The 12,930-nt window shown below is 59.1% G+C and carries 12 protein-coding genes and 1 pseudogene; 10 read left to right on the forward strand and 3 right to left on the reverse strand.

Annotation, left to right across the window (positions count from 1 at the left end):
• Positions 1–75: 75 nt before the first annotated feature.
• The 7 genes from modE to gpmA all read left to right on the forward strand — a co-directional run bounded on the left by modE (position 76) and on the right by gpmA (position 7,918).
• Positions 76–864, forward strand: a complete 789-nt coding sequence (modE, locus tag ABLX76_RS12475; RefSeq protein WP_065882478.1) for a molybdenum-dependent transcriptional regulator — start codon at positions 76–78, stop codon at positions 862–864.
• Between the two features lie 67 nt (positions 865–931).
• Positions 932–2,404, forward strand: coding sequence for a molybdate ABC transporter ATP-binding protein ModF (modF, locus tag ABLX76_RS12480; protein WP_348874601.1), 1,473 nt, complete (start codon positions 932–934; stop codon positions 2,402–2,404).
• 209 nt (positions 2,405–2,613) lie between these two features.
• Positions 2,614–3,630, forward strand: a complete 1,017-nt coding sequence (gene galE / locus ABLX76_RS12485) for a UDP-glucose 4-epimerase GalE (RefSeq protein ID WP_023288886.1) — start codon at positions 2,614–2,616, stop codon at positions 3,628–3,630.
• Positions 3,631–3,639: 9 nt separating this feature from the next.
• The gene (galT, locus tag ABLX76_RS12490) at positions 3,640–4,686 is read left to right on the forward strand and encodes a galactose-1-phosphate uridylyltransferase (protein ID WP_348874603.1); all 1,047 of its coding nucleotides are present in this window, start codon (positions 3,640–3,642) and stop codon (positions 4,684–4,686) included.
• A gap of 2 nt (positions 4,687–4,688) precedes the next feature.
• On the forward strand, positions 4,689–5,837 hold the full coding sequence (galK, locus tag ABLX76_RS12495) for a galactokinase (protein WP_101977966.1): 1,149 nt from the start codon (positions 4,689–4,691) through the stop codon (positions 5,835–5,837).
• Positions 5,831–6,874 (forward strand): galactose-1-epimerase, encoded by a 1,044-nt coding sequence (gene galM, locus ABLX76_RS12500; protein ID WP_065882482.1) that lies wholly within the window; start codon positions 5,831–5,833, stop codon positions 6,872–6,874. Before galK ends, galM begins: the two co-directional genes overlap by 7 nt.
• 291 nt (positions 6,875–7,165) lie before the next feature.
• Positions 7,166–7,918 (forward strand): 2,3-diphosphoglycerate-dependent phosphoglycerate mutase, encoded by a 753-nt coding sequence (gene gpmA, locus ABLX76_RS12505; protein ID WP_002895089.1) that lies wholly within the window; start codon positions 7,166–7,168, stop codon positions 7,916–7,918.
• 73 nt (positions 7,919–7,991) lie between these two features.
• On the opposite strand, the gene aroG is transcribed toward gpmA, so the two are convergent.
• Positions 7,992–9,044: a 3-deoxy-7-phosphoheptulonate synthase AroG gene (gene aroG, locus ABLX76_RS12510; protein ID WP_023288882.1), complete on the reverse strand. Its 1,053-nt coding sequence runs from the start codon at positions 9,042–9,044 to the stop codon at positions 7,992–7,994.
• Positions 9,045–9,359: 315 nt separating this feature from the next.
• On the opposite strand from aroG, the gene ABLX76_RS12515 reads away from it, so the two are divergent.
• Both ABLX76_RS12515 and zitB read left to right on the forward strand, forming a co-directional pair.
• Positions 9,360–9,749 carry a YbgS-like family protein gene (locus ABLX76_RS12515; RefSeq protein WP_023288881.1) on the forward strand — a complete coding sequence of 130 codons (390 nt, stop codon included), beginning with the start codon at positions 9,360–9,362 and terminating at the stop codon, positions 9,747–9,749.
• 118 nt (positions 9,750–9,867) lie between these two features.
• The gene (gene zitB / locus ABLX76_RS12520) at positions 9,868–10,812 is read left to right on the forward strand and encodes a CDF family zinc transporter ZitB (protein WP_087849155.1); all 945 of its coding nucleotides are present in this window, start codon (positions 9,868–9,870) and stop codon (positions 10,810–10,812) included.
• Here the strand turns inward: zitB and pnuC are convergent.
• A complete protein-coding gene (gene pnuC, locus ABLX76_RS12525; protein ID WP_004151689.1) occupies positions 10,809–11,528 on the reverse strand; it encodes a nicotinamide riboside transporter PnuC in 720 nt (239 codons plus the stop codon). The genes zitB and pnuC overlap by 4 nt on opposite strands.
• A gap of 35 nt (positions 11,529–11,563) precedes the next feature.
• A complete protein-coding gene (gene nadA, locus ABLX76_RS12530; protein ID WP_023288879.1) occupies positions 11,564–12,607 on the reverse strand; it encodes a quinolinate synthase NadA in 1,044 nt (347 codons plus the stop codon).
• 69 nt (positions 12,608–12,676) lie between these two features.
• Here nadA and ABLX76_RS12535 point away from each other — a divergent pair.
• Positions 12,677–12,823 (forward strand): annotated as a pseudogene (locus ABLX76_RS12535) (hypothetical protein); the annotation flags it as partial.
• Between the last annotated feature and the right edge of the window lie 107 nt (positions 12,824–12,930).

Here is a 12,930-nt window from a genome sequence, read left to right on the forward strand (position 1 = left end):
ATGACAAACCGCGCAGAGAGGTTTTGCAACGGGGTGACTATCGGTCACAATACGCTTTTTTGTCAGGAAACGATTATGCAGGCCGAAATTCTTCTCACCCTTAAGCTTCAGCAGCGCCTGTTTGCCGACCCCCGGCGGATCGCCCTGCTCAAACAGATTGACCTGACCGGTTCGATAAGCCAGGGGGCGAAGCACGCGGGTATCAGCTATAAAAGCGCGTGGGATGCCATCAACGAGATGAACCAGCTCAGCGAACAGCCGCTGGTGGATCGCGCCACCGGCGGCAAAGGCGGCGGCGGCGCGGTGCTGACCCGCTACGGGCAGCGTCTGATCCAACTGTACGATCTGCTGGCGCAGATCCAGCAGAAAGCGTTTGATGTGCTCAGCGATGACGACGCCCTGCCGCTGGACAGCCTGCTGGCGGCCATCTCGCGCTTTTCCCTGCAAACCAGCGCCCGCAACCAGTGGTTCGGCACTATCACCGGCCGCGATCGTCAGCAGGTGCAGCAGCACGTCGAGGTGCTGCTGGCCGACGGGCAGACCCGCCTGAACGTCGCCATTACCGCCCAAAGCGCTGAAAAGCTGGGGCTCGATGAGGGCCAGGAGGTGCTGGTCCTGTTGAAAGCGCCCTGGGTTGGCATCACCCTCGACCCGGCGGTGGCCCGCCAGGCCGAGAACCAGCTGTCGGGTCGCATCAGCCATATCGAATGCGGCTCCGGGCAGTGCGAAGTGCTGATGACCCTTGCGGACGGCCAGACCCTGTGCGCCACCCTGCCGCAGGCCCAGACCTCTGGCCTGACCGAAGGGACGGAGGCGATCGCTTACTTCAACGCCGATCGCATCATTCTCGCTACGTTATGCTGACCCCATTGACATTGCGCGCCTGAAGTCGTATCCCTGATGCACATCGCTGCAAAAAATGGGATACATCATGTCATCATTGCAAATTTCGCAAGGCACGTTTCGCCTGAGCGATACAAAAACCTTAAAAATAGACCACCTGAGCGTGGCGGCGGGTGAAAGCTGGGCGTTCGTCGGCAGCAACGGCAGCGGCAAATCCGCCCTCGCACGGGCCCTGGCCGGCGACCTGACCCTGCTCAGCGGCCAGCGCGAAAGCCTCTTCTCCCGCGTAACCCGCCTCTCCTTCGAACAGCTGCAGAAGCTGGTCAGCGACGAGTGGCAGCGCAATAACACCGACCTGCTCAGCCCCGGAGAAGAAGATACCGGACGCACTACCGCGGAGATTATTCAGGATGAGGTGAAAGATCCGGCCCGCTGCGCGCAGCTTGCCGAACAGTTTGCCATCAGCGCCCTGTTGGACCGCCGCTTTAAGTATCTGTCCACTGGCGAAACGCGTAAGACCCTGCTGTGCCAGGCCCTGATGAGCGATCCGCAACTGCTGATCCTCGACGAGCCGTTCGACGGCCTCGACGTCAACTCCCGCCAGCAGCTGGCCGCCCTGCTGGCCGACCTGCATCGCGCCGGCATCACCCTGGTGCTGGTGCTCAACCGTTTCGATGAGATCCCGGAGTTTGTACAATTCGCCGGCGTGCTGGCTGACTGCCTCCTCAGCGAGACCGGCGAGAAGCACGCTCTGCTGCAGCAGGCGCTGGTCGCCCAGCTGGCGCACAGTGAAAAACTGGACGGTATCACCCTCCCGGAGCCGGATGCCCCACCGGCCCGCCATACGCTGACGGAGACGGCGCCGCGTATCGTCCTCAATGACGGGGTGGTCTCCTACAACGATCGCCCGGTCATCAACCACCTCTCCTGGACCGTAAACCCCGGCGAACACTGGCAGATCGTCGGCCCCAACGGCGCGGGTAAATCCACCCTCTTAAGCCTTATCACCGGCGATCACCCCCAGGGCTACAGCAACGATCTCACCCTCTTTGGCCGTCGGCGCGGCAGCGGCGAGACCATCTGGGATATTAAAAAGCATATCGGCTACGTCAGCAGCAGCCTGCATCTGGACTACCGGGTCAGCACCAACGTCCGCAACGTCATCCTGTCGGGCTATTTTGACTCGATCGGCATTTATCAGGCGGTGTCGGATAAACAGCATAAGCTGGTGCAGCAATGGCTGGACATTCTCGGCATCGATAAGCGCACCGCCGACGCGCCGTTTCACAGCCTGTCGTGGGGCCAGCAGCGGCTGGCGCTTATCGTCCGCGCGCTGGTGAAGCATCCAACCCTGCTGATCCTTGATGAACCGCTGCAGGGGCTGGATCCCCTCAATCGCCAGCTGGTGCGCCGCTTCGTCGACGTCCTGATTGGCGAAGGCGCCACGCAGCTGCTGTTTGTCTCGCACCATGCGGAAGATGCCCCGGACTGTATTACCCATCGCCTGGCGTTCGTTCCCAGTGGAGACGGTTACACTTATCAGCTCGGCCCCGTGGCCTGACGCCCCCTGCCGGGGATCGCAAGATCCCTGGTATTTTTCAGAAAAATAGCGCCTAACTCACCTAACAAGATGTATTTTAAACAAAATATATTAAACGATGCCGTTTCACTCTTGAGTGTAAACGATTCCACTAACTTGTTCTGTGTCACACTTTTCACTTCTTTGATATGCTATCTTCCTCATACACGATAAGCCGAATGGAGCGAATCATGAAAGTTCTGGTTACAGGTGGTAGCGGTTACATTGGAAGTCATACCTGCGTTCAACTGCTGCTGCAGGGGCATGAGGTGGTGATCCTCGACAATCTCTGCAACAGCAAGCGCAGCGTACTGCCGGTGATTGAGCGTCTCGGCGGCAAAGAAGCCACCTTTATTGAAGGCGATATTCGTAACGAAGCGCTGATGACCGAGATCCTCCACGATCACGCCATTGAAGCGGTGATCCACTTCGCCGGGCTGAAAGCCGTCGGGGAGTCCGTCGCCAAGCCGCTGGAATATTACGACAATAACGTCACCGGCACACTGAAATTAGTCTCCGCCATGCGCGCCGCGGGCGTGAAGAACTTCATCTTTAGCTCCTCCGCCACCGTCTACGGCGACCAGCCGAAAATCCCGTATGTCGAAAGCTTCCCGACCGGCACCCCGCAAAGCCCCTACGGTAAAAGCAAACTGATGGTGGAGCAGATCCTGACCGACCTGCAAAAAGCGCAGCCGGAGTGGAGCATTGCGCTGCTGCGCTACTTCAACCCGGTCGGCGCCCACCCGTCGGGCGACATGGGCGAAGACCCGCAGGGGATCCCGAATAACCTGATGCCGTATATCGCCCAGGTCGCCGTTGGCCGTCGCGAATCGCTGGCCGTGTTTGGTAACGACTACCCGACCGAAGATGGCACCGGCGTGCGCGATTATATCCACGTCATGGACCTTGCCGACGGCCACGTCGCGGCCATGGAAAAACTGGCTGACAAAGCCGGGGTCCATATCTACAACCTTGGCGCCGGCGTCGGCAGCAGCGTGCTCGACGTGGTCAATGCTTTCAGCAAGGCCTGCGGCAAACCGATTAACTACCATTTCGCGCCGCGCCGCGATGGCGACCTCCCGGCCTACTGGGCGGATGCCGCCAAGGCCGACCGCGAGCTGAACTGGCGCGTGACGCGCAACCTGGACGAAATGGCGCAGGACACCTGGAACTGGCAGTCCCGCCATCCGCAGGGTTATCCAGACTAAGGAACCTTCATGAGCGTATTTAACCCCGTTGACCATCCGCATCGTCGTTATAACCCGTTAACCGGGCAGTGGATACTGGTTTCTCCGCATCGCGCCAAGCGCCCCTGGCAGGGAGCGCAGGAGACGCCGGCAAAACAGACCTTGCCGGCCCACGATCCGGACTGTTTCCTGTGCCCGGGCAACCCCCGGGTCACCGGCGACACGAATCCGAATTACACCGGCACCTACGTGTTTACCAACGACTTTGCGGCCCTGATGACCGACACCCCGGATGCCCCGGAGAGTGACGATCCGCTGATGCGCTGCCAGAGCGCGCGCGGCACCAGTCGGGTGATCTGCTTCTCGCCAGACCACAGCAAAACGCTGCCGGAACTGAGCCTTGAAGCGCTGGAAGGCGTGGTTAAAGCGTGGCAGGAACAGACCGCGGACCTCGGGAAAAGCTACCCGTGGGTGCAGGTCTTTGAAAACAAAGGCGCAGCGATGGGCTGCTCCAACCCGCACCCGCACGGTCAGGTATGGGCCAACAGCTTCCTGCCTAATGAAGCGGAACGGGAAGATCGTCTGCAGAAAGCGTATTACGCCAGCCAGGGCCAGCCGATGCTGCTGGACTATGCCCGGCGCGAACTGGCCGACGGCAGCCGCACGGTGGTCGACACCGATCACTGGCTGGCGGTCGTGCCCTACTGGGCCGCGTGGCCGTTCGAAACGCTGCTGCTGCCGAAAGCGCCCGTGCAGCGTATTACCGATTTAACCGACGCCCAGCGCAGCGATCTGGCGCTGGCGTTGAAAAAGCTGACCAGCCGTTACGACAACCTGTTCCAGTGCTCATTCCCCTACTCCATGGGCTGGCACGGCGCGCCGTTTAACGACGAAGACCATAACCACTGGCAGCTTCACGCCCACTTTTATCCGCCGCTGCTGCGCTCCGCGACGGTCCGCAAGTTTATGGTTGGCTACGAAATGCTGGCCGAAACGCAGCGCGATCTCACCGCCGAGCAAGCTGCCGAACGACTGCGCGCCGTCAGCGACGTCCATTTTCGTGAATCCGGAGTGTAATGATGAGTCTGAAAGAGAAAACCCAAACCCTGTTTGCTGAGGCCTTCGGCTACCCGGCCAGCCATGTCATTCAGGCGCCTGGCCGCGTCAACCTGATCGGCGAGCATACCGATTACAACGACGGCTTTGTGCTGCCCTGCGCCATCGACTACCAGACGGTGATCAGCTGTGCGCCACGCAACGATCGTACCGTGCGGGTGATTGCCGCCGATTACGACAATCAGACCGACGAATTCTCTCTCGACGCGCCGATTCTCAGCCACGACACCCAGCAGTGGTCGAACTATGTCCGCGGCGTGGTGAAGCATCTGCAACAGCGGAACAGCCACTTCGGCGGCGCGGATCTGGTGATCAGCGGCAATGTGCCGCAGGGCGCGGGCTTAAGCTCCTCAGCCTCGCTGGAGGTCGCCGTCGGCACCGTGTTTCAGCAACTCTACCATCTGCCGCTGGACGGCGCGCAAATCGCCCTCAACGGCCAGGAGGCGGAAAATCAGTTCGTCGGCTGCAACTGCGGGATCATGGATCAGCTGATTTCGGCGCTGGGCAAAAAAGACCATGCGCTGCTGATCGACTGCCGCTCGCTGGGCACCAAAGCCGTCTCGATGCCGAAAGGCGTCGCGGTGGTGATCATCAACAGCAACTTTAAGCGCACCCTCGTCGGCAGCGAGTACAACACCCGTCGTGAACAGTGCGAGACCGGCGCGCGCTTCTTCCAGCAGCCCGCTCTGCGCGATGTCACCCTTGAGCAATTCAACGCTGTCGCCCATGAGCTGGATCCGGTGGTGGCGAAGCGGGTACGTCATGTGCTGACGGAGAATGCCCGCACCGTGGAAGCCGCCAGCGCCCTTGAAAAAGGCGACCTGAAGCGGATGGGCGAGCTGATGGCCGAATCCCACGCCTCGATGCGCGATGATTTCGAGATCACCGTCCCGCAGATCGACACCCTGGTGGAGATCGTCAAGGCGACAATCGGCGATAAGGGCGGCGTGCGCATGACCGGCGGCGGTTTTGGCGGCTGTGTGGTAGCGCTGGTCCCGGAAGATCTGGTCGATACCGTTCAGCAGGCCGTTGCCAACGAGTATGAAGCGAAAACCGGAATTAAAGAGACGTTTTATGTCTGCAAACCGTCACAGGGGGCTGGTCAATGGTAACGCAAACTACCGCGCTGGCGCCGGACGGCCAGCCATGGCAGCAGGTAACCCTGCGCAATAAGGCGGGGATGACCGTCACCGTGGCGGACTGGGGCGCGACGTTGCTCAGCGCCGAGGTGCCGCTGGCCGATGGCAGCGTGCGCCATCCGCTGCTGGGCTGCGCAAAGCTGGAAGACTATGCCCGCCAGGCCGCGTTTCTTGGCGCCTCGGTAGGCCGCTACGCCAACCGTATCGGCAATAGCCGCTTCCCGCTTGACGGCCAGCTCGTCACCGTCACGCCGTCAAACGACGCGGGCCACCAGCTTCACGGCGGCCCGGAAGGGTTTGATAAGCGCCGCTGGCGCATCGTCCGCGCTGACGAGCAGGAAGCGCTGTTCGCCCTGACCTCGCCCGATGGCGATCAAGGCTTTCCGGGCACTCTGCAGGCCACCGCGCACTATCGTCTGACCGACGATAACCGCATCGCGATTACCTATCGCGCCACCGTGGACCAACCCTGCCCGGTGAACATGACCAATCACGTCTATTTCAACCTCGACGGTGACCAGGGCGACGTGCGCCAGCACCAGCTGCAGATCCTCGCCCATCGCTATTTGCCGGTGGAAAGCGATGGTATCCCTGGCGGCGGACTCAAAGACGTCGCCGGCACCAGCTTTGATTTCCGCCAGCCGAAAACCATCGCCGCCGACTTCCTCGCGGATGCCGATCAGCAAAAGGTGAAGGGTTATGACCATGCCTTCCTGCTGGACGCCAGAGGCGACGCCACTCAACCTGCGGCGCAGGTCTGGTCGCAGGACGGTAAGCTGCAGATGACGGTCTATACCTCCGCTCCGGCGCTACAGTTTTATTCCGGCAACTATCTCGGCGGCACCCCGTCGCAGACGACGGAACCCTACGCCGACTGGCAGGGGCTGGCGCTGGAGAGCGAATTCCTGCCGGATTCGCCGAATCATCCGGAATGGCCGCAGCCGGACTGTGTGTTACGTCCGGGCCAGGAGTACGTCAGCCTGACGGAATATCAGTTTATTGCCCGCTAATCGCCAGCGCCCTCCGCCGGGGGGCGCTGAGTTTCGTCCCCGCCCTCCTCTCCGCCGCCTCTTTTTTCAGCAACCTGCTCTAATTTCCGTCACTAAAGGACAAAAAAATAACCTGTGTTTTACAAGCACCTTACACTGAGCCACTATTTTCGCTATGGTTAGGGATAAGCATTGCCGTGAGCCAAATCACGGCAATATAATGAGAATAGTTATCAATCAATAACACATACACCAACATATTCAGCGCACCGTTCGCGGCGCGAGGGATGGCGTGTAGAGAGGAGTAAGAGAATGGCTGTAACTAAGCTGGTACTGGTTCGTCATGGCGAAAGCCAGTGGAACAACGAAAACCGCTTCACCGGTTGGTACGACGTTGATCTGTCCGAGAAAGGCGTTAGCGAAGCGAAAGCGGCAGGTAAACTGCTGAAGGCTGAAGGCTTCAGCTTTGATTTTGCTTATACCTCCGTGCTGAAACGTGCCATCCACACCCTGTGGAACGTGCTGGACGAACTGGATCAGGCCTGGCTGCCGGTTGAGAAATCCTGGAAGCTGAACGAGCGTCATTACGGCGCGCTGCAGGGCCTGAACAAAGCGGAAACTGCTGAGAAATACGGCGACGAGCAGGTTAAACAGTGGCGTCGCGGCTTCGCCGTTACTCCGCCGGAGCTGACCAAAGACGACGAGCGCTACCCGGGCCACGATCCGCGCTATGCAAAACTGACCGACGCGGAACTGCCGACCACTGAAAGCCTGGCGCTGACCATCGACCGCGTCGTGCCTTACTGGAACGAAACCATTCTGCCGCGCCTGAAAAGCGGTGAGCGCGTGATCATCGCCGCTCACGGTAACTCCCTGCGCGCGCTGGTTAAATACCTCGACAACATGGGCGAAGACGAGATCCTCGAACTGAACATCCCGACCGGCGTACCGCTGGTGTATGAGTTCGATGAAAACTTCAAGCCGATCAAACATTACTATCTGGGCAACGCGGAAGAGATCGCGGCGAAAGCGGCTGCCGTCGCCAACCAGGGTAAAGCGAAGTAATTTCCCCCGGTGAAAATAAAAAAGCGTGGAAATCTCCACGCTTTTTTTATGACCTGCGCGAGCGCAACGTAGCTTAGCCGCGGCGGGTTTTCACCGCTTCCGCCAGCTGACGCAGGATCGCTTCAGTATCCTCCCAGCCGATGCAGGCGTCGGTGACGCTCTTGCCGTAGGTCAGCGGTTCACCGCTCTCAAGGCTCTGGTTGCCTTCCACCAGATGGCTTTCAATCATCACGCCCATAATGGCGCGCTCGCCGCCGGCAATCTGCTGGCATACGTCGGCGCCTACTTCCATCTGCTTCTTGAACTGCTTGCTGGAGTTGGCGTGGCTGAAGTCGATCATCACCTGGGCCGGCAGGCCCGCTTTCGCCAGACCGATTTTCACCTCCGCTACGTGCTTCGCGCTGTAGTTCGGCTCTTTGCCGCCGCGCAGAATAATATGGCAGTCGCCGTTGCCGCTGGTATTGACGATAGCGGAGTGGCCCCACTTGGTGACCGACAGGAAACAGTGCGGCGCGCCGGCGGCGTTAATCGCGTCGATAGCCACCTTGATGGTGCCATCGGTACCGTTTTTAAAGCCCACCGGGCAGGAGAGCCCCGAGGCGAGCTCGCGGTGCACCTGGGATTCGGTGGTGCGCGCCCCGATGGCGCCCCAGCTCATCAGATCGGCGACATACTGCGGGGTGATCATATCGAGGAATTCCCCCGCCGCCGGCAGGCCGCTGTCGTTAATGTCCAGCAGCAGCTTGCGCGCGATGCGCAACCCGTCGTTGATGCGGAAGCTGTTATCCATATGGGGATCGTTGATAAGCCCTTTCCAGCCGACGGTGGTGCGCGGTTTCTCAAAATAGACGCGCATGACGATCTCGAGCTCGCCCTTCAGCGCCTCGCGCAGGGTCAGCAGACGGGAAGCGTACTCTTTCGCCGCCGCCGGGTCGTGAATAGAACAGGGCCCAATCACCACCAGCAGGCGGTCATCATCACCTTTGAGGATCTGGTGGATCGCTTTGCGAGCATGTGCAACGGTGTTTGCAGCATTTTCGGTAGCAGGGAATTTTTCCAGGAGCGCAACGGGAGGTAATAATTCGTTGATCTCTTTAATGCGTAAATCGTCGTTCTGATAATTCATCTTCTTTCCAGCGTTGCCATACTTATTCAATGAAATGCAATCCCTCCAATCTATCTCTTCGCTGAAATAGTGTAAACGTGATTTTACAGTAGTGATGGAATAATCCTGGAAATAGGCAAAAATACGCCATAAAGTAGCGAAACCAGACTCATGAACTACAATATTTAACTGTTAAAGCTAATTAAGTCTTACGTTTCAGGATTATATAGTGACACTGCGATCGTCTGCGGAGTCTTTAACCATAGCGAGTCAGATCCCTGGCACACTTACCGCTGGAGGCGTAGTTACCGCATCCCGACCCAACAGGAGTATCCGATGAACATGAAAAAACTGACGACCCTTTTGCTCACCGCCACCTTAGGTCTTGCCAGCGGCGCGGCCCTGGCGGCAGACGCCGGCGCCCAGTCCAACAATGGCCAAGCCAACTCTTCCGCTGATGCCGGTCAGGTGGCGCCGGACGCCCGTGAAAACGTGGCGCCGAATAACGTCGATAATAGCCAAATCAATTCTGGCTCTGGCACTGGCACTGGCGGCACCATGCTTCATCCTGACGGCTCGACGATGAGCCAGGACAATATGTCGAGCGATGAGGTCCATAAAAACTCAATGTGTAAAGACGGCCGCTGTCCGGACACCGGTAAGAAGCTGGACAACGGCGACAGCATGAACCATGACAACAGCAAAACCGACGGCACCACCCAATAATTGATGCGGTGAGTGCAAACAGAGAAAAGGCGAGCCGGGCTCGCCTTTTCTCTGTTTGTTATCGTTCTCTGTTTATGATGTCATAGCGTGATAATGATAACTATCAAGGGACGACACTATGGCGCACTCGCATTCGCACTCCTCCGCCCAGGCTCCGGATAACGGCAACGCCCGCCGGCTGCTCTGGGCGTTCATCGTCACCGCTGGTTTTATGCTGGTAGAAGCCATCGGCGGCGCGATCTCCGGCTCGTTGGCCCTGCTGGCGGATGCCGGCCATATGCTCACCGACTCCGCCGCCCTGCTGTTTGCGCTGCTGGCGGTTCGCTTCGCCAGCCGTCCCCCGAATGCCCGCCATACCTTTGGCTGGCTCCGTTTGACCACCCTGGCGGCGTTTCTCAATGCCATTGCTCTGGTGGTGATCACCATGCTGATTGTCTGGGAGGCCATTCAGCGCTTCCAGCACCCGCAGCCGGTTGCCGGCGTGACGATGATGGTGATTGCGGTCGCTGGCCTGCTGGCCAACGTGCTGGCTTTCTGGATCCTGCATCGTGGCAGCGAAGAGCGGAACCTCAACGTGCGCGCCGCGGCGCTACACGTGCTCGGCGATCTGCTGGGCTCGGTTGGCGCGATTGTGGCCGCCGTGGTGATCCTCACCACCGGCTGGACACCTGTCGACCCGATCCTTTCCGTGCTGGTTTCCTGCCTGGTGTTACGTAGCGCCTGGCGTCTGCTGAAGGAGAGTCTGAATGAGCTGCTGGAAGGCGCGCCGCGTTCGCTGGATGTGACGGCCCTGCAGCGGGATATCCGCCGCTCTATCCCGGAGGTGCGCGATGTTCACCACGTCCACGTCTGGCTGGTGGGGGAAAAACCGGTGATGACGCTGCATGTGCAGGTTGTACCGCCGCACGATCATGATGCGTTACTCAACCGTATCCTGCATTTCCTGGAACATAAATATGAAATTGAGCATGCCACGGTGCAGATGGAGTACCAGCCCTGCAGCGGCCCGGAGTGCCATCTCAACACGATGCACGCCGGGCACGATCATCACCACCACCATTAGCCAGAAAACGCGTGAGAACCTCGCTCACGCGCGCTGTTTATCCACATCCGGCTGCCGTTCAGCGCAATGAACGTCAGCAAGAGATATTCCAGCGACATCGCATAGACGCCCTGACGGGCAAAAATCACCACACTGATGACGTTGACGATGACCCACAGCAGCCAGTTCTCAACGTATTTGCGGGTCATTAAGATCATCGCCACTACCGACAGCACCGTCATACAGGAGTCCCAGAACGGGAAGGCGTCCGGCTGCAGTTCCGGCATAGTGACCTGCAAACCGAGCGCTTGCATCAGGCTGACCGCGATCCGCGTCAGGAAAGCAAAAAACGGATTGATAAACAGGGTCAGCAAGCCGATCGCCACCACGCAGGCCGCCAGCCAGCCCAGAGCTTTACTGCGCGGTAGCCAGCGGATCTGCAACTCAGCCTCATGGTTGCTGCTTTGCCGCGACCAGGCATACCAGCCGTAAACGTTAGCGGCAAAGAAGAACAGCTGCAGCAACAGGCTGGCATACAGCTGGATCTGAAAGAAGATGATGGCGAACAGCGTGACGTTGACCAGACCGAAGGCATAGTTACTGATCTTCTCCAGGCTCGCCAGCCAGATGCACAACAGCCCGGCGATGGTCCCTACGGCCTCTATCCAGGAGAGATCGTACCCCCCGGCGCCGATGGGTATATGTACTAAAATATTCTGCGTGCTAAAAAAATCCATTTTATCCTCTCAGCGCCAGATGACGCGGCAATAGGTTATCCCCGTAGTGTAGCCGCAAAATCCAGCATCCGGTTAAGGGGAATTAATGCGCCAGTCCGCAGCGCTTCGTCGACGTGGATTTCATGTTCAGCGCCGCCCTGCTCGAGACCCTCGGCAATGGCTTTCAGGCCGTTCATCGCCATCCACGGACAATGCGCGCAGCTGCGGCAGGTCGCCCCTTCACCGGCGGTGGGCGCTTCCAGCAGCGTTTTCTCCGGCACCGCCTGCTGCATTTTATAAAAGATACCGCGATCGGTCGCCACGATCAGCTGGCGCTGGGGCAGGCTTTTCGCCGCCGCGATCAGCTGGCTGGTGGAGCCTACGGCATCGGCCATCTCGACGATCGCCTGCGGCGACTCAGGATGGACCAGCACAGCCGCTTCGGGATGCAGAGCCTTCATCCGCATCAACGCCTGGGTTTTAAACTCGTCGTGCACGATGCACGCCCCCTGCCAGCAGAGCACATCTGCGCCGGTCTGACGCTGAACGTAACGACCAAGATGGCGGTCCGGCGCCCAGAGGATTTTTTGACCAAGGCTATCCAGATGGTCAATGAGTTCCACGGCGATGCTGGAGGTCACCACCCAATCAGCGCGAGCCTTCACTGCGGCAGACGTATTGGCATAGACCACCACGGTGCGGTCAGGATGAGCGTCGCAAAAGGCGTTGAACTCCTCAATCGGACAGCCCAGATCCAGGGAACACTCGGCGTTCAGGGTCGGCATCAGAATGGTCTTTTCCGGGCTGAGGATTTTGGCGGTTTCCCCCATAAAACGCACCCCGGCGACCAGCAGCGTAGAGGCCGAATGGCGGGCGCCAAAGCGCGCCATCTCCAGCGAGTCGGCAATACAGCCGCCGGTCTCTTCCGCCAGCTGCTGAATTTCAGGATCGGTGTAGTAATGCGCCACCATCACGGCATCGCGCTCGCGCAGCAGACGCTTGATTTTTTCGCGGTAAAACTGCTTTTCATCGACGGTCAGCGGCTGCGGTTTCGGTGGGAAGGGATAAATCGCCGTTTCAGGATCAAACATTACGCTCATCATGCAATCTCGTTTTACTGGCTTAACTCAAAGACCGTCAGTATGGCCTGCCCGCGCCATGATACGGTCATGGTGTTTTATATGCTAAACAAGATAGCCGATTACGCGCCAAAAGTCGTGATGAATTTTGTACATCAGCGCCTGTTCCAGGGGACGATGCTGCGTCGCTGTCCGGGCTACCGGTTCGCGCCCTGTGCAGGCGTGGTAAGCGCAGCGCGACCATGGGAAAGTGCTGAATACAATATTGTGGAAATTGATGGGCGGGCAGATAGCAAAAAGGCGCCTTTAGGGCGCCTTTTTACATTGGTGGGTCGTGCAGGATG

This window comes from Klebsiella sp. JB_Kp004 (assembly GCF_040065795.1).
In the GTDB taxonomy this organism is placed as follows: domain Bacteria; phylum Pseudomonadota; class Gammaproteobacteria; order Enterobacterales; family Enterobacteriaceae; genus Klebsiella; species Klebsiella quasipneumoniae.